This is a genomic window from Mesorhizobium sp. M0045 (assembly GCF_040323385.1).
Taxonomy (GTDB): Bacteria; Pseudomonadota; Alphaproteobacteria; order Rhizobiales; family Rhizobiaceae; genus Mesorhizobium.
In genome coordinates, this window is sequence record NZ_JAMYUY010000028.1 from 15,707 (window position 1) to 36,049 (window position 20,343).

At 62.6% G+C, this 20,343-nt stretch carries 18 protein-coding genes; 4 read left to right on the plus strand and 14 right to left on the minus strand.

Annotation, left to right across the window (positions count from 1 at the left end):
* Positions 1-59: 59 nt before the first annotated feature.
* The 6 genes from NKJ72_RS28165 to NKJ72_RS28190 form a co-directional block, all read right to left on the minus strand.
* Positions 60-809, minus strand: a complete 750-nt coding sequence (locus NKJ72_RS28165) for a ribonuclease activity regulator RraA (RefSeq protein ID WP_352480356.1) — start codon at positions 807-809, stop codon at positions 60-62.
* A 22-nt stretch (positions 810-831) separates the two neighbouring features.
* Entirely contained in the window at positions 832-1,995 is a 1,164-nt protein-coding gene (locus NKJ72_RS28170; RefSeq protein WP_352480357.1) for a mandelate racemase/muconate lactonizing enzyme family protein, read from the minus strand.
* A 33-nt stretch (positions 1,996-2,028) separates the two neighbouring features.
* Positions 2,029-3,126 carry an ABC transporter ATP-binding protein gene (locus NKJ72_RS28175; RefSeq protein ID WP_352480358.1) on the minus strand — a complete coding sequence of 366 codons (1,098 nt, stop codon included), beginning with the start codon at positions 3,124-3,126 and terminating at the stop codon, positions 2,029-2,031.
* A gap of 10 nt (positions 3,127-3,136) precedes the next feature.
* Complete coding sequence (locus NKJ72_RS28180; RefSeq protein ID WP_352480359.1) at positions 3,137-4,027, minus strand: carbohydrate ABC transporter permease; 891 nt, start codon at positions 4,025-4,027, stop codon at positions 3,137-3,139.
* Positions 4,024-4,983, minus strand: coding sequence for a carbohydrate ABC transporter permease (locus NKJ72_RS28185; protein WP_352480360.1), 960 nt, complete (start codon positions 4,981-4,983; stop codon positions 4,024-4,026). The genes NKJ72_RS28180 and NKJ72_RS28185 overlap by 4 nt, the downstream gene beginning before the upstream one ends.
* A gap of 65 nt (positions 4,984-5,048) precedes the next feature.
* A complete protein-coding gene (locus NKJ72_RS28190) occupies positions 5,049-6,527 on the minus strand; it encodes an ABC transporter substrate-binding protein (protein WP_352480361.1) in 1,479 nt (492 codons plus the stop codon).
* 208 nt (positions 6,528-6,735) lie between these two features.
* On the opposite strand from NKJ72_RS28190, the gene NKJ72_RS28195 reads away from it, so the two are divergent.
* Genes NKJ72_RS28195 through NKJ72_RS28210 form a run of 4 tightly spaced genes read left to right on the plus strand, consistent with a single transcriptional unit; the run spans position 6,736 to position 11,301 of the window.
* Positions 6,736-7,446 carry a GntR family transcriptional regulator gene (locus NKJ72_RS28195; protein WP_352480362.1) on the plus strand — a complete coding sequence of 237 codons (711 nt, stop codon included), beginning with the start codon at positions 6,736-6,738 and terminating at the stop codon, positions 7,444-7,446.
* A 54-nt stretch (positions 7,447-7,500) separates the two neighbouring features.
* On the plus strand, positions 7,501-8,667 hold the full coding sequence (locus NKJ72_RS28200) for a mandelate racemase/muconate lactonizing enzyme family protein (protein ID WP_352480363.1): 1,167 nt from the start codon (positions 7,501-7,503) through the stop codon (positions 8,665-8,667).
* A 55-nt stretch (positions 8,668-8,722) separates the two neighbouring features.
* Positions 8,723-10,084 carry a mandelate racemase/muconate lactonizing enzyme family protein gene (locus NKJ72_RS28205; protein WP_352480364.1) on the plus strand — a complete coding sequence of 454 codons (1,362 nt, stop codon included), beginning with the start codon at positions 8,723-8,725 and terminating at the stop codon, positions 10,082-10,084.
* Between the two features lie 17 nt (positions 10,085-10,101).
* Entirely contained in the window at positions 10,102-11,301 is a 1,200-nt protein-coding gene (locus NKJ72_RS28210) for a mandelate racemase/muconate lactonizing enzyme family protein (RefSeq protein WP_352480365.1), read from the plus strand.
* Positions 11,302-11,467: 166 nt separating this feature from the next.
* Here NKJ72_RS28210 and NKJ72_RS28215 read toward each other — a convergent pair whose 3' ends face one another.
* The 8 genes from NKJ72_RS28215 to NKJ72_RS28250 all read right to left on the minus strand — a co-directional run bounded on the left by NKJ72_RS28215 (position 11,468) and on the right by NKJ72_RS28250 (position 20,255).
* Positions 11,468-12,547: an ABC transporter ATP-binding protein gene (locus tag NKJ72_RS28215; RefSeq protein WP_352480366.1), complete on the minus strand. Its 1,080-nt coding sequence runs from the start codon at positions 12,545-12,547 to the stop codon at positions 11,468-11,470.
* On the minus strand, positions 12,544-13,344 hold the full coding sequence (locus NKJ72_RS28220; protein ID WP_352480367.1) for an ABC transporter permease: 801 nt from the start codon (positions 13,342-13,344) through the stop codon (positions 12,544-12,546). The genes NKJ72_RS28215 and NKJ72_RS28220 overlap by 4 nt, the downstream gene beginning before the upstream one ends.
* 1 nt (position 13,345) lies before the next feature.
* Positions 13,346-14,206, minus strand: coding sequence for an ABC transporter permease (locus NKJ72_RS28225; RefSeq protein ID WP_352480368.1), 861 nt, complete (start codon positions 14,204-14,206; stop codon positions 13,346-13,348).
* 69 nt (positions 14,207-14,275) lie between these two features.
* Positions 14,276-15,280 (minus strand): ABC transporter substrate-binding protein, encoded by a 1,005-nt coding sequence (locus tag NKJ72_RS28230; RefSeq protein ID WP_352480369.1) that lies wholly within the window; start codon positions 15,278-15,280, stop codon positions 14,276-14,278.
* Positions 15,281-15,339: 59 nt separating this feature from the next.
* The gene (locus tag NKJ72_RS28235; RefSeq protein ID WP_352480370.1) at positions 15,340-16,815 is read right to left on the minus strand and encodes an aldehyde dehydrogenase; all 1,476 of its coding nucleotides are present in this window, start codon (positions 16,813-16,815) and stop codon (positions 15,340-15,342) included.
* Positions 16,812-17,864, minus strand: a complete 1,053-nt coding sequence (locus NKJ72_RS28240) for an LLM class flavin-dependent oxidoreductase (protein WP_352480371.1) — start codon at positions 17,862-17,864, stop codon at positions 16,812-16,814. Before NKJ72_RS28240 ends, NKJ72_RS28235 begins: the two co-directional genes overlap by 4 nt.
* A 5-nt stretch (positions 17,865-17,869) precedes the next feature.
* Positions 17,870-19,675 (minus strand): alpha/beta fold hydrolase, encoded by a 1,806-nt coding sequence (locus tag NKJ72_RS28245; protein WP_352480372.1) that lies wholly within the window; start codon positions 19,673-19,675, stop codon positions 17,870-17,872.
* The gene (locus NKJ72_RS28250) at positions 19,668-20,255 is read right to left on the minus strand and encodes an amino acid synthesis family protein (protein WP_352480373.1); all 588 of its coding nucleotides are present in this window, start codon (positions 20,253-20,255) and stop codon (positions 19,668-19,670) included. Before NKJ72_RS28250 ends, NKJ72_RS28245 begins: the two co-directional genes overlap by 8 nt.
* Positions 20,256-20,343: the final 88 nt, after the last annotated feature.

Below are 20,343 nucleotides of genomic sequence, written 5' to 3' on the forward strand. Positions count from 1 at the left end.
GGAGCAACCGTGGCGAAGCCGCCAGAAGCTCTGCCGCCCGCCACGAGGTAGTCTATGAGCTAACTCGGGTTCTCGGGGCGGTTTGCTTTGCGCCACTCCTCGTACTCCCCGCGGGCATCGTCATGCAGCGGATAGTAGCGTTGCAATGGGCCGCCCTCCATGAGCTTCGCTCGCGAAAACTCCTCCCAATCGTGATGCTTCCGTGATTCTTCGATCACCTTCGGGGCCATCACGACGGGAAGCACCACCACGCCGTCGTCGTCGGCGACGATGATGTCGCCGGGGATCACCGTGACACCGCCGCAGGCAATCGGGACGTTGACGGCATTGGGATAGATGCTGGTCTGCACATGATAGTTTGGCGTCCAGCCGCGCAGCCATAGGGGCAAATCGAGCTTTTCGACATTGGGCCGGTCGCGCATGCATCCGTCGATGACGATACCCGCCCCGCCCCTACCCTTGAAATACGTCGACATCATATCGCCGAAGACGCCCGAGCTCATGTCGCCGCGCGCGTCGACCACGACGACATCGCCCTCCTGCGCGTGATAGAGCACGTGCCGGTGCAGTTGCGTCTCCGGATCGGCATATTCTCCCTCGGTGAAGAGGTCCGGTCGCTGCGGCAGAAACTGCAGCGTCAGCGCCGGCCCGACGATCGACTTCCCGTGGTTTTGCGCCACCGGACCGACCATGTGCGGATTGCGGAAGCCCATGTGGCCAAGCGTGCCGGCCACCGTCGCGGCGCCGATCTCCCTGAGTGCGTCGATCAGGTCTTTAGGCGGCCGCATGATGTCGGAAGTATGCGTCATTGTGGACTCCGATTGAATGGAACTACCAGTTCGTAACAGAACCGTCGCGGCGCCTAAGGTGAGGCGCTTCCCAGAAACGCAGACTTTGCGCCTGGACTGCAACTTCGTTGACCTCGACGCCGAGCCCCGGCAGATCGCCGACCGGGTAATCGGTCCCGTCGAGCCGTGGTTGCACGGGGAAGAAGTCGGAATTGTCGAAGCCCAGCTTTGTTTCGGGCGCCCTGGTCTCGAGCCACGCGAAGTTGGGTACTGCTGCAGCGAGATGCACGGTCGCGGCCGTGCACACTGGACCAAGCGGATTGTGCGGCATCAGGTCCACATAATGCGCCTCGCTCCAGCCAGCGATTTTCATCGCCTCGGTGAGCCCGCCGACATTGCAGACATCGATCCGGTTGAACTGATGGATGCCGCGCTCGATGTAGGGCAGGAACTGCCACTTGCTGGCAAATTCCTCGCCGATGGCAAAGGGGATGTCGGTCATCGTGCGCAGTGATTCATAAGCCTCCGGCGTCTCGGCCCGTATCGGCTCCTCGAGGAAATCAAGCACGCCGCGGCCGAGCTTGTTGCAGAAGCTCGCCGCCTCTGCCACCGATAGCCGATGATGATAGTCGAGGCCGAGGACCACGTCGCCGCCCAGCGCCTCGCGCGCCTTGTTCAGCATACTCGCGGTAGCGCCGATCGACTCGCGCGGCTCGAAGATGTCCTTGCTGTTTTGCCCGAAAGGGAAGAAGCGGATTGCCTGCCACCCCTGTGCGCGAAGCTCGCGCGCCCGTTCGATGGCAACATCGCCTTCGGCCTTGTCGCCGGTCGAGGCGAAGGTGGGGATGCGATCGCGCTGCTTGCCGCCCAGCAGCTCGTACACCGGCATTCCCAAAGCCTTGCCCTTGATGTCGTGAAGGGCGATGTCGATGGCGGAAATCGCCGCCTGAAGGACTCGCCCGCCTTCGAAGTACTGGCTGCGGTAAACCTCCTGCCAGATCCGCCCGATCTGCATCGGGTCGCGGCCGATGAGAAACTCGCGATAGTGCTCGACCGCGCCGGCCACGGCCCTCTCGCGACCGCTCAACCCGCTCTCGCCCCAGCCGAAGATGCCCTGGTCGGTCTCGATCTTGACGAGCATCTGGTTGCGCGTTCCTACCCACACCGGATAGGGCTTGATCGCGGTGATCTTAAGCTTCTCAGTCATACACGCCCACGTTTCACGCGCATTCGCCCTATCTCAGTTGGCCTTGAGGGCCATTTCAGTTTCGCCGTCGAACAGATGCATCCGCTCCTGGTCGAACTCGAGCCAGATCTGCTCGTCGGGCGCGACGGCAATGTTCGGCGGCACGCTGACGTTGACGATGGCGCCGGACAGGAACGCCTGAACGAAGGTGACGTCGCCGGTCGGCTCCACCGTATAGGCCTTGGCAGGGACGCTGCCTGGCACAGCACTCTTGTGGAGCTTGATCGTCGAGTGACGCGCGCCGAGCACGACTTTCCGGGTCGTCGCTTTCGCCACCTTCTGGGCATTGCGCGCTGAGAGCTCAAGGCGCCAGCCCTCGGCGCCGGTCAGCACCGTGTTGCCGTTTGCCATCGAGGCCTCTAGCGGAATGAGGCTCATCGCCGGGCTGCCGATGAAGCTGGCCACGAACATGTTCACCGGATGGGCAAAGACTTGCGCCGGTGAATCGTATTGCTGCAGGTAGCCGCCATTCATCACTGCCATCTTGTCAGCCATGGTCACCGCTTCGAGCTGGTCGTGCGTCACATAGATGATCGTCGCCTTGAGGTCCTGGTGGAAACGCTTGATCTCCGACCGCATCTGCACGCGCAGTTTGGCATCGAGGTTAGACAGTGGCTCGTCCATGAGGAACACGGCGGGGTCGCGAACGAGGGCACGGCCAAGGGCCACACGCTGCTGCTGTCCGCCCGAAAGTTCGCGCGGCTTGCGCTCGAGCAGATGCGTCATGTCGAGCACTCGCGCCGCTTCCTTGACCTTCTTGTCGATCTCGTCCTTGGGGAGTTTGCGCATTTGAAGCGGGAACGCCAGGTTCTTGTAGACCGATTTCTGCGGGTAGAGCGCGTAGTTCTGGAACACCATTGCGATGTCCCGGTCCTTGGGGTCGAGGTCGTTGACCACCCGCTCGCCGATGATGATGTCGCCCGATGTGATCGGGGTCAGCCCGGCGACGAGATTGAGCGTGGTTGTCTTGCCGCAGCCTGAAGGGCCGACGAGCGCAACGAACTCACCATCATTGACCGTCAGTGAGACGTGGTTGACAGCTTTGAAGCTGCCATAGCTCTTGACGAGATCTTGGAGGACCACGTGGGCCATCGGCAACTCCCTAGTGCTTGACCGCGCCTTCTGTAAGGGCGCGTACAAAGTATCGTTGCAGGACCAGGAACAGCACCACGACGGGCACGCTCATCATAAAGCTCGCCGCCATCAGGCCCGGAAAGTCCGTCGTATTTTCCGAGAAGAAGCGTTGGATGCCGACCGGCAGCGTCAACTGCTCGTTCTTGGAGAGGAAGGTGTAGGCGTAGATGTACTCGTTCCACGCGCCGATGAAGGAATAGATTGCGGTGGCGATAATCCCCGGCGTCGAGAGCGGCATCACGATCATGATGAAGGCCTGGAACCGTGTGGCGCCATCAATGCGCGCCGCCTGCTCAAGCTGCGCGGGGATGTTGTCGTAAAAGCCCTTGAGCAGCCAGATCGCCAATGGCAGGCCGAAGGTGAGATAGGTGAGGATCAGCGAGCCGTGCGTGTTTATCAGACCGATGGCGCGCATCAGGATGAACAGCGGTACGAGAAAGATCACCGCCGGGAACATATTGCGCAGCAGCACGGCAAAGAACAGGAAATTCCGGCCGGGGAAACTGAAGCGCGAAAACGCGTAGGCCGCAGGGACAGCCACGATCACCGAAAGAATTGTCGTGACGGTCGACACGAAAAGGCTGTTCCAGAAGAAGCGGAGGAAGTCCTGGCCGACGCTGTTCTGCGGATCGAGCAGTTTCTGGTAGCTGGCGAGGGTAGGTTCGTCCGGCCACCATTGCGGCGGGAATTGTGTCGCCGCGAATCCGGACTTGATCGAGGTGATCAGCATCCAGATCATCGGCAACGCCGTATAAAGCAGCATGAACACGAGGAATATGCGCCCGGCCCACCGCCATCCGTCGACGCGCATGCGGCGACGGGCCTGGGCTCGAGGGGCTGTCTCGGCAATCGTGCTCATGCGCTCCCCTCTTTCCGCTCGTTGCCGCTTAACGCACGGACGTAGAAGTAGCCCAGCGTCATCAGTGTGAGGAACAGGAGCACCGAATAGGCCGATGCCACGCCCCAGCGCTGCCGTCCGAAGGCGAGCTCATAAATATGGGTTATCCAGATATGCGATGCATTCGACGGCCCGCCGCCGGTCATGATCCAGGGGATGATGAAGGAATTGAAGTTGGCCACCGCGAGCAGCAGCATCGTCACCACCGAGACGTTGCGCAAGTGCGGGAAGGTGACGTGCCAAAAGCGCTGCCATGCATTGGCGCCGTCGACTTTTGCGGCGCGCAGCAACTGATCGGGGACTGTCTGCAGGCCGGCCATCATCATGATCATGGCGAACGGAAACTCGCGCCAGATATTGACGACGATCAGGGAGGGCAGCACCGTGCTGACATTGTCGATGAAATTCGGCGGCTGGTCGGCCAATCCGAGGCCAACCAGCACCGCGCCGATGATTCCGAAGTCCGAATGGTAGATCCACTTCCAGATGTAGGAGGCGGCGACGGCGCTGATGACCCAAGGGATGATCAGGACAGCGCGCAAGACACCACGGCCGATGAAGTCGCGGTGGAGCGCCAGCGCTGTGGCAAACCCCAGGACAAAAGAGATAAAAGTCGACCCCAGAGTCCAGATCAGTGTGTTCCAGGTGACTTTCCAGAACACCTGACTGGTGAGGATGGTCGTGTAGTTGTCGAGGCCGATGAAGGTCTTGTCGCGGAGCTGCAGGCCAGGCGGTGTCTTAAAGAACGACAGCTCGACCGTGTAGTAGATCGGATAGGCGATGACGATGAGCATCACGGCGATCGCTGGGAGCACGTACGCGTAGTCCGCGCGATGCTGCCAGATCTTGCGCAGCGCGCCGGACCTGCCGGGTTGCACTCTTCGGCGAGCCTCGGCCTTGCCGGTTACGATCGTCACGGTGGGGTGCCCTTATTCTTCGGAACGAACCGGCTGGACCATCGGCCCAGCCGGTCAGGCTTGGGCTAGAGTCCGCCCATCAGCTCTCTCACCCTCTTGGCTGCGTCGTCCGCTGCCTGGTCGACGGTCATCGCTCCGGTCAGGGCATTCTGCAGCATGTCCGGGATGATGATGTTCATGATCTCGGGGGCCTGCGGCAGCGCTGGGAACGGGATGCCGTATGGCAGCATCGAGGTCGTGACATCGAGGAACTTGATGTTGTCCAGACGTTCCTTCATCCACTTGGTCTTGAAGCCGTTGAGGTTGCCCGGATTCGAGCCGGCGTAGGCCATCTTCAGCGACCATTCAGGGCTCGTCCACATGCAGATGATGGCCTTTGCAGCCGGCTCGTCTACTTTGCCGCCCTCGACATATTCGGGCTTCAGGATGTGAATGTTCGAGCCGCCGAACACGACGGCGCGCTTGCCGTCGGGACCAGTCGGGATCAGACCGTAGCGCATGTTGTCGATGACGGTCTGCGCCTTGTCCTTGTCGGTGCCCGTCGCCTTTTTCTGCAGGTCGAGCATCACGTTGTAGTCGGACGGGTGCGAGATCATCATGCCGAGCTGGCCGGCGAGGAACAGGGGCTGATTATCGGCCTGTTGGTTGGTGAGTGCCGAAACCGGAACCGACTTGTCGCGAACATACATGTCATAGGAGGCTTGCAGCGCTGCCTTGCTCTGCGGGCTATCGAGCTGGACCTGCTCATAGGTTGGATTCGGCGTCGCTTCGTCGAAGACGCCGCCGCCATAGGCCCATAGCTGTGGCATGAAGCGGTACGGCGTATTGCCGGCATTCTTGCGAGCCACGAGGCCATATCCGGCAATGCCGAGCTTATCATGGATCTGCTTGGAATACTTGACCACGTCGTCCCACGTTGCGGGCGGCTTGTTCGGATCGAGGCCGGCACGCTTGAAGATGTCGGCGTTCCAGATGAACGCCATCGTCTCGTTGTTGGTCGGAATGCCGTAGGTCACGCCCTCCCAGGTCACGGCCTTCATGGCGCCGGGCCAGAAATCCTCGGTCGAATACCCCACATCCTCTGGCTTGAGCGGCTGCAGATAGCCCTTTGAGGCGAACTCGGTGCCACCCAGGATTTGCAGGCGAACCGCCATCGGCGCGGCATTGCCCAGGAGCGCGGTCCGGAACTTGTCGAGAAGATCGTTATAGGTGAGGGCTTGTTCCTCGAGCTGGATGTTCGGATAGGTTTTGCGGAAGGTCTCGAAGAAATCCTTGTAGTACTGGCGCAGGAGGTCGGGGTCGCCCTCGAACACGCCCTGATACCAGAAAGTCAGTCGCCCCTTGTAATCGAGCGGGGTGACCTTGGCGCAATCGGCCGCCGTGTCAAAATCCTGTGTGCCCGCAATCGAGCGCACATATTCCGGCGACCACTTGCTCAGGTCGACCGGCGGTGCACCCAGCGCCGATGTAGACGTCAGGGATGCGATCAAAGCAGTGGCGACAGTGCCGCGCAGGACGGCACTGCCGAGGGCAATTCTCGTCATAGGTATCCTCCCTGGTTCTCCCATGCCGCCCTAAAGCGGTCCTTGCTCGTTTCGATCGCGAGGATGCTTCTTTCAGATCAGTGTATCCGCTCGATCGCTTGGTACGTTTTCAGATCATGGATTGCCTGTCAACGCGCAGAATCGTACATTGTTTGCGAAAGCCGTGTGTGATATCGGGCAAGGTATGTATTAAAATGGAGAGCCGGCCTTGGCCGAAACAAGCGATTTCAAAGCGATGCCACCGGTGGGGACCGATCCCATCGGGGCCTCCAGCGAGGACGCCTCGCTTTATGAATTGATCCGGGAAGACATCATCGAGGGACGGCTCGCCCCCAACGAACGGCTTGTCGTCACCGATCTCGCCCGGCGTCACGGCACTTCGACCAATCCTGTGCGCGAAGCCCTGCAACTGTTGCGCGGCGAAGGGTTTGTCACCTTTGTCGCCAACCGCGGGGCGCGCGTCCGACCCATAGATCAGGATTTTGTCCGGGATATCTACGAGATCGGTGTTCTGATCGAGCCAGCCCTGACACGATGGTTTGTGAACATGGCTACCAGCGAGGACATCGCCGAACTCGAACGTCTCCAGGGCCTGATCGAAGAGAACAACTTCGCCGACACATTCAGGCATAGTGAGCTGGATACCGCTTTCCACACCGTGATGTACCAACGGCACTACAACCGCCACGCCGCCGAGCTTTGGTGGAAGCATCGGGAAGTGCTGCGAGCCGTGAGCCGTCGTTTCAATTTCACGCTGGCGCGACGTGCCGCGATCATGCGCGAGCACCGCGAACTCATCGCGCTTGTCAAAGCGGGAGAGGCCGACAAGGCGGCCGAACTCGTTTGCCGCCATGTCGAGGGTTCGGGCAGGCATATTCTGGAACAGATGCGAGCGCGCAACGCCGCTCGGGCCGGATAGAATGTCCAGTCCAGAACATCGTTAGCTGACTATTTTCAGGCAAAGGTAGTTGAGATGAAAATCACGAGCATTCAGCCGTGGCTGATCAAGTCCGATGCTTCTTACTGGGGAGAGTTCCTGTTCGTCGAAGTGACGACCGACGAGGGAGTGAGTGGCTGGGGAGAGATCACCACCACGACAAGGCTCGCCAACCGCGCTCTCTGCACGATCCTGCGGCAGATCGGCGTCGCCGTGACAGGCGAGGATCCGGCGCGCATCGAGCATCTCTGGCACAAGATCTTCCGCAGCTTCACCTACATGGGTAGCCGCGGCGCCGCCGTCGAATGCGTGAGCGCCATCGACATAGCCCTCTGGGACATCAGGGGCAAAGTCCTCGGCAAGCCGATTTACGAGCTGCTGGGCGGGCCGGTACGCGATGAAATCGCGCTCTACACCCATCCCAACCAGGCCAAATTCACCAGCAAAGAGGCTGTGGTCCGAGAAATTCTAGACATTGTCGAGTCCGGACACACTGCGCTCAAGTTCGATCCCTACCCCCACCAGGGCCGCAGCGCCGATGGCCTGCCCCGCGAACAGCGGGACGGCTACCTCGATGGCAGCATGACCCGCAAGGACGAGCGCGAAGCCGCCGAGCTCACGGCTCTGATCCGCGAAACGGCAGGACCCGATATCGACATTCTCATCGATGCGCATGGCCGCTTCGACGTCCCCACCGCCATTCGCCTCTGTCGGAGTCTCGAGGAGGCGGGCCAGATCGACTGGTTTGAGGAGCCCTGCCCGCCCGAGAGCCTTAACGCGCTCAAACAGGTGCGTGAGAAGGTCAATACCGCTATCTCATGGGGCGAGCGCGGCCACACGAAATGGGATTTCGTGCCGGTGCTTGAGAACAGGCTCGCCGACTACATCATGCCCGACGTTACCTGGACAGGCGGCATTACCGAACTCAAGAAAATTTCTGCGCTGTGCGAAGCCTACTACGTGCCGGTCTCGCCACATGACGCTGCGGGACCAATCAACGTGGTTGCGGGAGCGCAGGTGATGATGACTGTTCCCAACTTCTACAAACTCGAAACGTCGGAGTGGAACCTGGGCAAATACGATCACCTGATCGACAGACCACTCGACATTTCGAACGGCAGCCTCAAGCTGACGTCGAAGCCTGGTCTCGGCATTGAGATGGACCGCGACTACCTGCAGGCCCACGAGATCGAGCTGGGCTAGCAACACTCTGTGCCGGCGCAGGGTGCGGGGCGACAAGCCGAAACGAGGATAAGTGATGGCAAAGACAGGTGGCGCCGACGAAGCGCTCAATCGGGTAAACACGAACTCCAAGCCCTCCCAGCTTCGCATCACCGACATGCGGATAGCCGAAATCGTCGGCGCGCCGTTCACCTCGACCCTGCTCAAGATCTACACCAACCAGGGCATCGTCGGGCTTGGCGAGGTGCGCGACGGCGCCAGTGCCACCTACGCGCTGATGCTGAAGAACCGGCTGCTTGGCGAGAACCCTTGCGACATCGACCGCCTGTTTCGCCGGGTCAAACAGTTTGGTGGGCACGGCCGGCAAGGCGGCGGCGTCTCGGCGGTCGAAATTGCGTTGTGGGATCTCGCCGGCAAGGCCTACGGCGTGCCCGTCTACCAGATGCTCGGCGGCCGGTTTCGGGAGAAGGTGCGCGTCTATTGCGACACCGACGCTACCGTGCCGAGCGGCACCGAGACCGGCAAGCGCCTCAAGCAGCGCATGGCGCTCGGCTTCACCTTCCTCAAGATGGATCTGGGGCTGATGCAGATCGCGGACGTACCCGGTGCGGTCGTGTCCCCTGCCGGCTCACTTGAAGGGTACCGCGTCCATCCCGGCCGCAGCCCCGTCAAGACCCTTGAGGAGCGACGCGCCCGCAATGCCGCCTACGATTTGCACAACGTCCCCCATCCGTTTACCGGCCTCCACTTTTCCGACAAGGGCCTCGACCTGCTTGAGCAGTACATTGCCGAGGTTCGCGATGTTATCGGCATGGATATTCCGCTCGCCATTGACCATGTCGGCCACATCTCGCTGCAGAACGGAATTCGGCTCGCCAGGCGGATTGAAAAATACGTGCCGGCCTGGCTCGAGGATGTGATCCCATGGCAGTACCCCGAGCAGTACCGGCAACTGCAGGCCGCCACCACGGTGCCGATCTGCACCGGCGAGGACATCTACCTTAAGGAGGGCTTCGAGCCCCTGCTCAAGAGCGGCGGCCTCTCCATTATCCACCCAGACCTGCTCACCAGCGGGGGCATTCTCGAGACCAAGAAGATCGGCGACATGGCGCAGGACCACGGCGTCGCAATGGCCATCCACATGGCCGAAAGTCCAATCGCTGCAATGGCCGCGGCACATGTCGCGACCGCGACCGAAAACTTCATGGCGCTCGAATACCACTCTGCCGATGTCGACTGGTGGGACGATATCGTCACCGGCGTTCCCAGGCCGCTCGTGAAGGACGGCTTTATCACTGTTCCGGACAAACCTGGCCTGGGGATTGACGACGTCGTCGACGAGGTGATCTCGCAGCATCTGCAGCCGGGTGTCACCGGCATCTGGCAGCCCACGGATCACTGGGACAACGAGTATTCCTGGGACCGCACCTGGAGCTGAGGCGAAAAGAACCGAAGATGAAGATCACCGACCTCCGCTGCGCCGTCATCGGCAAGCATCCCATCGTCCGCATCGTTACCGACGAGGGCCTCTATGGCCTTGGCGAAGTCGAATTCACCAAGACCTACCTCAAACCCTGGGTGCTGCATTTCCGCGAGGCGCTGATCGGCGAGGACCCGACCGACGTCGAGCGGGTGATGTTGAAGATCCGCCAACGCGGCTCTTTCAAGCCCTATGGCGCGGCGGTAAGCGCTATCGAGCATGCGCTGTGGGACATAGCCGGCAAGGCCGCAGGCGTGCCGGCCTACAAACTGCTCGGCGGCAAGGTGCGCGACAAGGTGCGCGTCTACAACGGCTCGATCCGCCAGAAGCGAACGGGGGACCGGCCGGAGGATTACGCCGCTGACGTGAAATGGATGATGGAGCAGCCGCAGAACTTCTTCATGATCAAGCAAGGGATCTCGTTCCACTCCAACATGAAGGACACCGTCGAGGGCTTCCATTACGGAGTGACGCAGAAGAAGGCTGACTATCACGGTGCCATGGATCAGGGCGTGATCAGCGAGCGCGGTTTCAACCACATGCTCGACTGCGTGATCGCCATGAAGGAAGTGCTGGGCGACAAGGTCAGCCTGGCGCTCGACTGCGGCCCGGGCTGGATGCTGCCCGATGCGATCAAGTTCGCTCGCGCGGTCGAGAAGTACAATTTGATGTGGCTCGAGGACATGCTGACCGGCGACTATGTGCCGTGGGTCAATCCGCAGGCCTATCGGGAGCTGACCACCTCCACCTCGACGCCAATTCATACCGGCGAGCAGATCTATCTGCGGCACAATTTCAAGGAGCTGATCGAAACGCAGGCGGTGCGCGTCATCGGCCCCGATCCGGCCGATATTGGCGGCATTGCCGAGCTCAAATGGGTCGCCGAGCACGCCTATATGCACTCGATCCTGATGGCACCGCACGGCACCGCGAACGGCCTTCTAGGTCTCGGCGCGCTGATCAATGTCTGCGCCACCCTGCCCGCCAACTACATCGCGTTTGAATACCCGAGCGCCTCCGACCCCTGGTGGGAGGACCTCGTAATCGGCCTGCCGTCGCAGATCGTGAAGGACAGCATGGTGGACCTGCTGGAAGCGCCGGGGCTGGGCCTCGACATCGACGCCGAAGCAGCCAGGAAGTATCTCCGGGAAGAGGATGCGGGCTTCTTCGACTGAACCATGTTCTTGCGCCACCCTGCACCGCGCGGACCGCTTCACGCAGCCTGTCATCCGGAATGACCGTTTCGGGCCGGAAGCGGAATGGCAGCTTCACGCCGTAGATATTTAAAAAGCGGTCCTTTGGCCTCAACAATGCATCGACGTGGTGAACAGTCGGGGGCCGTCAGGCCGGAAACAGGAATGCCGAAGCGGGATCGAAAAAGATCTGCCGGCTCGAAGCGATACCGGCACGGCACGGTTCCGCACCGTCCGAGGTCGGCCTGACGTCGATCTCATCGCCTGACGCGGTGCGCGCGACGACGCGTCGGCGATCGCCAAAGAAGGCCGCGTCGACGATCTCAACGACAAGTGAGGCGTTCCCTGGTAAGGGGGTCAGCCGGAATGCTTCAGGCCGCACCATCAGCCTGGCCTTCTGGCCGCGATGGAACACATGCGTGGCCTTCACGCCCTTGATGATCGAGCCGTCGGCCAGCCGCACGCTAGCTGTGCCGCTCTCGGTGTCGAGATGCTCGGCCGGCAAGAAATTCGAGTTGCCTATGAAACCGGCGACGAAATCGGTGGCGGGCCTCAGGTAAAGGTCCTCGCCGGTGCCGATCTGTTCGATACGGCCATCCCGGAAGAGCGCGATCCGGTCCGACAGATGCAGCGCTTCCTCCTGGTCATGCGTGACGTAGAGGATTGTGACGCCGGTCTCGCGGTGGATGCGGCGGATCTCGGCCTGTATCTCCTCGCGCAGTTTCTTATCCAGCGCCGACAGCGGTTCGTCCATCAGCAGGATCGGCGGATCATAGGCCAGCGCGCGGGCAAGCGCGACGCGCTGCTGCTGACCGCCCGAAAGTGCCGCGGGCAGACGCCCGGCGAAGCCTTCCAGCCGCACCAGCGAGAGCATGTCGGCGACCTTGCGCTTGACCTCGGCCTCGGGCCGGCGGCGAACGCGGAGCGGGAAGGCGACGTTTTCGGCGACGCTGAGATGCGGGAACAGTGTGTAGCGCTGAAAGACCATGCCGATGTTGCGCTTGTGCGAGGGCACCGACAGCAACGACTTGCCTTGCAGTTGCACTTCGCCCGACGTCGGATCCTGAAAGCCGGCGATGGCATAGAGCGTGGTCGATTTGCCCGAGCCCGACGGTCCGAGGAAGGTCAGGAACTCGCACTTCGGAATATCCAGCGTCACATCGTGAACCGCGGTGAAGGCGCCGAACGCCTTGCGCAGGTTACGGATCGAGAGAAAGGCTTGGGTCATGTCTGCAGCTTTCGGCGCAAGAGTGCCGTCAGGATCATCAGGCTCAGCGTGAGCGCGACCAGCAGGCTGGAGGCGGCGGCGATCACAGGCGTGAGGTCCGAACGGAGGCTCCCCCAAATCTTGACCGGCAAGGTCTGCAAAGTGGGGCTCGCCATGAAGATCGCGACGACCACCTCGTCCCAGGACGCTAGAAAGGAAAAGATCGCGGCGGAGAAGATACCGATGCGGATCGACGGCAGAGTGATACGCAACCTGGCCTGCAGCGGGCTCGCGCCACAAACGATCGCCGCATCCTCGATCGATTTGTCGAACCCTTCGAGCGCGGTGGCGATCGGAATGATGGCGAAGGGCAGCGCCAATACGGTGTGGGCGACGACGAAGCCGATGGTGGTGCCGCCGAGGCCAAGCCGCAGGAAGAAGGCGTAGGTGGCGATGGCGAAAACGACGACGGGCAGGACCATCGGCGTGAGTAGCAGCCCGCGCAGGATTTCTCGGCCGCGGAACTGGCCGCGAACCAGCGCGAAGGAGGCGAGCAGGCCGATGGCGACGGCGAGGATCGCCGTTATCGTGGCGATGCGCGCGCTGGTGAGGGCCGCTTCGATCCAGGACGGGTCAGCGAACAGCTCGTGATACCATTTCAGCGTCCAGCCGGGGGGCGGAAAGGCCAGCCAGCGCGACGAGCCGAAGGAGAGAAGCACGATGAAGACCACAGGCAGCAGCAGGAAGGCTGCGACCAATGCCGTGAAGGCAAGGAGCGCGACCTTCAGCCAGCCGAGGCGGTCATAGTCGAGCAGCATCTCAAGCGCCTCCGGTCGTGCGTCTTGCGCCGACAAGGCGCAGCTGCAGCGCGTAGAGCGCCATGGTGACGACGAGCAGCATAAATGCGGCAGCGCTACCCAGTCCCCAGTTGAGCAGCGACTGGATCATCTGCGCGATCATTTCGGCGAGCATCATGTTTGACGTGCCGCCAAGCAACGCGGGCGTCACGAAATAGCCGAGCGACATGACAAAGACCATCAGCCCGCCCGCGGCGATGCCGGGCATCGACAGCGGCAACAGGATGCGCCGGAAGGCGGCGAGCGGGCTCGCGCCGCAAAGGGCGGCGGCGCGCAGCGTCATCGGGTCGATCGCCCGCAATGTCCCGACCAGCGGCAGGATCATGAACGGCAGCATAATGTAGACCATGCCGATGGTGACGCCGGTGAGATTGTTGATGAGTGGCAGCGGCTGGTCGATGATGCCGGCGCCGATCAATGCCCTGTTGATGACGCCGGTGCGCTGCAGAAGCACCATCCAGGCATAGGTGCGGGTCAAAAGGTTCGTCCACATCGACAGGATGATGATGCCGAACAGGATCGATGCCAGCGTGGCCGGCATGATCGCCAGCATCCAGGCAACTGGGAAGGCGACAAACACGGTGACGATGGTGACGACGGCGGCGACGAGGAAGGTGTTGAAGAACACGCGCGCGTAAGTGCCATCGCCGAGAAGGGTCGTGTAATTCTGCAGGCCCGGAGCGGGGTCGGTGACGCTGCGCAGTAAAAGCGCCAGCACCGGCACGACGAAGAAAAGTCCGATCAGGATCAACGCCGGAAGCAGGCCGCCGAGGCCTGCCGGTATTTGAGGGGTTGCGATCCCTTGCTGTGCTTCCACCGACATGGCGGTAATCCCGGATTGCGGGTCGGGACGGCCAGCGCCGTCCCGACCCTTGTCAGGAGAAGACAGGCGTCACTTCGCCTGCCAGGCGTACCAGCGCGTGGCGATCTCGTCGCGATGCTCGGCCCAGTAGTTCATGTCGAGGTTGATCTGGCCGTCGACATGGGCGTCGGGCAGGCCCTTGACCACGTCGGCTGGCATTTCCGCCTTGGCCTTGGTATTGATTGGCGCATAGCCGCTCGCCTCGGCGAATTTCGCCTGGCCGGTCGGGCTGCTTGCCGCGGCGAGGAACTTCATCGCCGCGTCCTTGTTCTTGGCGCCCTTCGGTACGACCAGGACGTCGGCGGCGGTCAGGTTCTGGTTCCACGACACGCCAACATCGGCGCCGTCTTTCTCAAGCGCGAAGACGCGGCCGTTCCAGAGCTGGCCGAAGGTCGCCTCACCGGAGGCGATCAACTGCTGGGACTCTGCGCCGCCACCCCACCAGACGATGTCCGACTTGATGGTGTCGAGCTTCTTGAAGGCGCGGTCGAGGTCGAGCGGATAGAGCATGTCGGCCGGCACGCCATCGGCGAGCAGCGCGATCTCGATGACGCCGGGCGCCGACCATTTGTAGAAGGTGCGCTTGCCCGGAAATTTCTTGGTGTTGAACATGTCGGCCCAGCTGGCTGGCTCGCCGGAGACCGCGCCTTTGTTCCAGGCGAGAACGAACGAATAATAGAAGCTGCCGACGGCGTTCTCGTTCGAGAAGCGCGGGTCGAGATCGGCCTTCGGCACGGCGGCGAAGTCGATCGGCTCGAGCAGGCCGTCCTTGGCCGCCTTGATGGCGAAATCCATCTCGACGTCGACGACATCCCAGGTGACGTTCTTGGCGTCGACCATGGCCTTCAGCTTGCCGTAGTCGGTTGGGCCGTCTTGCAAAACCTTGATGCCGGACGAAGCGCTGAAGGGCTCGGCCCAGGACTTGGTCTGGGCTTCCTGGGTCGTCCCGCCCCAGCTGGTGAACACCATCTCATCGGCCTTCGCGGCGGTGGTCGCCATCAATCCGGCCAGGACGCCGGCGAAAATCAGTTTCATCTCTTTCTCCTCTGATTGGTTGTGCCGTTTCTTGTTCTTTGTCAGTGCAACCTTCGTCTTCAGCGCATGACGAAGGGATCGGGGATCGGGTCGTCCGAGGTGCGGATCCACACCGATTTCGAGCGCGTGTAATCGCGGATGGCATCAAGGCCGCCCTCGCGGCCGAGGCCGGAAAGGCCGTAGCCGCCGAAAGGAACCAGTGGCGAGACGACACGATAGGTGTTGATCCAGACGACGCCGGCGTGGATACCGCGCGCCATGCGATGCGCCTTGGCGAGATTCGAGGTGAAGACGCCTGAGGCGAGACCGAAACGGGTGTCGTTGGCGAGCGCCAGCGCCTCAGCCTCGCTGTCGAAGGCGACAACGCTCAGCACCGGGCCGAACAGTTCCTCCCGCACGCAGGCGAGATCCTGATCGGGCGCCTCGATGATGGTCGGCGCATAGTAGAAGCCGTCTGTCTTGCCCTCGGGACGTGCGCCGCCGGTGACCAGCCGACCGCCATTGGCGAGGCTTCCGGCGAGGATCGCCTCGATGCGCTCGCGCTGGCGAACAGTCGCCAGCGGCCCCATCTCGGTGGCGGGATCCTGCGGATCGCCGATCACAATGGCTTCGGCCTTGCGCTTCAGTCGCGCGAGGAATTCCTCCTTCACCGAGCGCTCGACCAGCAGGCGCGAGCCGGCAACGCAGCTCTGGCCTGTCGCGGCGAAAATGCCGGCGACGACGGCGTTGGCGGCGCTGTCGAGATCTGCGTCGGCGAAGACGACGATTGGGCTTTTGCCGCCAAGCTCGAGCGTGGTGTAGGCGAGGTTCTCGGCCGTGTTGGCGACGATCTGACGGGCGGTCGACGGGCCACCGGTGAAAGCGACACGGGCGACGAGCGGGTGGCTGGTCAGGCGATGCCCACAGGTGTGACCGAAGCCGGTCAGGATGTTGACAGCGCCGGCTGGAAAGCCGGCTTCGCTAACCAATTCGGCGAAAGCGAGCAGCGGTGCCGGGCCGTCCTCGGAAGCCTTGAGAACGATGGTGCAGCCTGCAGCCAGCGCCGGGCCGAGCTTGACCGCCGACAGGAAAAGCTGCGAATTCCATGGCACGATCGCGGCGACGACGCCGATCGGCTCAGGCCGGACCGTCACCTCCATGTCGGCCTTGTCGATCGGTATGAAAGCGCCTTCGTGCTTGTCGGCCAGCCCGCCATAGTAGCGGTAATAGTCGCCGACATAGGCGATCTGCGCGCGCGTCTCGCGGATGATCTTGCCGGTGTCGCGTGTCTCCAGCTCGGCCAGCCGCCCGACATTGGCGGCGACGAGGTCACCGAGCCTGACAAGCAGCTTGCCGCGCTGGGTCGCGGTCATCGCGGCCCATGGACCGGAACGCAGCGCGCGATGAGCTGCCTCGACGGCGCGGTCGACATCGGCAATGCTGGCGGCGGGCATTGTTGCCCAAGCCTTGCCCGTCGAAGGATCGATGCTGTCGAAGCTTGCCGAGGCATCGACGAACGCGCCGTCTATGTAGTTCCTGAAGACCGCGTTGCTCATCGCGAGTCTGCCTTCTGGAACGCCGGCATCACCTTGTCGATGAAGAGCTGCAGCGATTTCTTCTTGCGCTCATGCGACAGGCCGCTGTCGATCCAGATGGAGTACTGGTCGTAGCCCTGCGCCTCATAGGTCTTCAGCCTCGCGATCACCGCGTCGGCCTCGCCGATGACGAGGTTTTCGCGGATCTTGTCCGGGCCGTATTGCGGCATGGCCTCGATCTCCTCCTCGGTTAGCGGCTCGAGAATGCCCTGGCGCACCGGCTTCTTGTTCTGAAACCAGGCGCCGAACTGGCAGTAGAACTGTGACAGGTCCTGCGTCAGCCGACCGGCATCGGCCTCGTCCTCGGCGACGAAGGTGTGCATCAGGAGCATGATTTCCGGTCGCGCAATGTCGGGATGAGCCGCGCAGGCGGCGTTGAAGCGTTCCATCAGGCTCGCCACCTCGCCATCGCCGGAGGCAAGCGGCGTCACCTGGACATTGCATTTGTTAGCGACGGCGAAATCATGCGAGTTCGGGTCGCGCGCGGCCACCCAGATCGGCGGATAGGGCTTTTGCACCGGCTTGGGCGAAGAGGTGGTTGGCGGAAACTGCCAGAACTCGCCGGAATGCTCGTAGTCGCCGTCCCAGAGACCGCGGATCGCCGGTATGATCTCGCGCATGCGCTGGCCGGCGCCCCAGGCATCGAGCCCCGGGAAGAGACGCTGGTATTCGTAGCTGTAGGCGCCGCGCGCAATGCCGACATCCAACCTGCCGCCGGAGATGACGTCGGCCATCGCCGCCTCGCCGGCGAGTTTGACCGGGTGCCAGAAGGGCGCGATGATGGTGCCGGTGCCGAGGCGGATGGTTGTCGTCTTGCCTGCGAGATAGGCGATGTTGATGAACGGGTTCGGCGAGATGGTGAATTCCATGCCGTGATGCTCGCCGATCCAGGCCGTCTCGAAGCCCGCTTGCTCCGCGAGCGCGACGAGTTCCCCCAATTCCGCCACAAGTTCGGAATGTGGCTTGCCGAGATCCGTGCGTTCCATGTGGACGAAAAGCGAAAATTTCATCGATCTCACCGCTGGCCGGAATAAATTGGCATCGACGACGCGGGCTTGGCGAGCGGCCGGACCTCGCCTTCGACCTCGTTGCCGACATAGACGCCGAACGTGTCCTCGGCGCGCTCGCGCGCGTAGCGGGCAAGCATTGAGCGCACTGCCGGGTCGGCGATCTTCAATTCGGCGATGCGTTCGATCTCGACAAAGCGGATCTGGCCGTCGCCGGAAACGGGGGCATCCACCGTTCCGCGATAGTAGACATGCGTGCGGGTAGCGTCCGTCGCGTCCCACACGGCGTAGAGGAAGCCGAGTTCGGCGTCGATTGCCTTGGCGGCAAGTTTTCCCCTGAGGCTGCGAGGTTCGTTCGCGGCGCCGAGGCCGCGACCGGCCGGCAATTGGTAGGAACCCTCGGCGGTCTCGAAGAAGAGCACGCGGCCCTCGTTCTCGAGGATCGCGCCGACCTCGGTTCCAGGCGGAGCGGCGGCTAGCGCCTCCTGACTGAGACCCGGTGTGACATAGGCGCCCCGGCAGTAGCCGAGAGGCTGCGCGCCGTTGTGCCTGAAGTCGTGCACGCGGCCGATGAGGATCGAATGATCGCCGGCATCGACCAGCTGCTCCATGGCGCAATCGAACACCGCGACCGAACCCTCTATCAGCGGATTGCCGGTCTGTCCGGGCTGCCAAGCCACCGAGGCGAACTTGTCGGCGGCCTTCGAGGCGAAGATGCCGGATGCGGCCTTCTGGGCTTCCGCCAGGATGTTGATGGCAAAGCCCCGGGAGGTAGAGAAGGCCTGATGCCCCAGCGCCTTCTTGGCGATACAGACCAGCACCAATGGCGGCTCCAGCGAGACGGAGGTGAAGGAGTTGGCGGTGAAGCCGCGCGGATCGCCAGTCTCGTCGATCGTGGTGACGATGGTGACGCCGGTCAGGAAGGAGCCAAGCGCGCGCCGGAACTCCATGGTATCGAATGCCGGGGTGTCGGATAACGGACCGACCTTCGCCGCCTCGGATTGAGCAGCCGCGGCCTGGTCGAGAAAGGCCATGATGGGTTGGGTCACTTTTTGCGGCGAAGCGATTGTCATCATGTGCTTTTCGCCGTTCAGCACCAGGCATTGTCCCGCCGGCGCGAGACGCGCCATTGCCGCCGACATGGCGGGCGTCGAGTTGCGATCTTCCGAGCCGGTCATGAACAGCGCCGGCATGGCGAGATAGGCCAGCCGATCGGCGTGCGCGGTGTCGGCGCTGGCAAAGAGGCGATAGGTACGGGCATAGCCGTCGGCATCGACGCTTTCGAGTGCTGAACGCGCTGTTGCGGCCGCGTCTGAAAGAGCTGGCGGAATCGGATTGCCGAACCAGCGGGCGATCGTGGCGGCGATGGCCGACGGATCGCCGGGTCCGCCAAGCGCGGCCGCCCGTTCGCGCACTGCCTGCGCGAGCTCGGGCGGGCGACGGAAAACGGCGTTGAGACAGACGAGGGCGCCGATGCGAGCGGGCGCGCGGAGCGCGATTCCCTGTGCCACCAGCGCGCCCATCGAGTGGCCGACAGCGGCCACGTGGTCTAGGCCAAGATGATCAAGCAGGCGGATCGCCTGATCGGCGAAGTCCGACAGCTGGGCATTCTCCGGCGGCAGGGGCGAAGAGCCATGGCCCAGCATGTCGATGGCGATCACGTCGAAGCGGTCCTGCATCGCTGCGAGCTGCGGCTGCCAGATCTCGGCATTCATGCCGACGCCGTGGATGAGCAGGACCGGCGCGCCCGAACCGGCACGGATGAAGCCGGTGCCGTCGGGAGCCGTGCTGCGGATCGTCGCGGCGTTAGCCATGCAGGTCTCCGAGCTCCTTCAGGTCTTGGTAGCGGTCACCGATGCGGTGGTGCGGGCGGCCGCCGATCGATGCGCCGAGCGCCACGACCAGTTCGTCGGGAGCCGGCGCGTCGCCGATCTGGAAATGCACCGTGAGGTAATGCGAGCGGCGGCCTTCGTCGTTCTTGTCCATCAGCGGGATCATGATCGGCGTGTTCGGGCCGCCGCGCAGATTGGTGAAGGCGAGATAGGTCTTGGCGCCGACGGCGCGGCGATAGTGGTTGCCGAAATGCAGCGTGTGGATCAGTGCCGAGGCATGCTCGACCTCGCCCGACGTGCCGCAGATCGCGGCCTTGCCGTAGCCTTCGATCGCTTCGCCCGAACCCGCCACGCCGATGATTTCGTTGGTGAGCGCTTGGCCGAGCACCGGCGCGAAGGCGCGGATTTCGGGAGAGAGATCCTCGACGAAGTCGCGGCCTGCCCATGGGTTGGTGAGCACAGCGGCGACGCCGATCAGGCGCAAGGGCCGCGAGGTCGTCTTGCCGCCCTCGATCAGCGTGTTCTCGGTATAGGTCACGATCTTGCGGATGTCCGGCTGCATGAAATTCCTCGGGATGGAGCCGCTCGCGGCTGCATCAATTTTCGTATCGTCTTATGGTATACCATGCTATGGAGTGCCCCACGCCTTG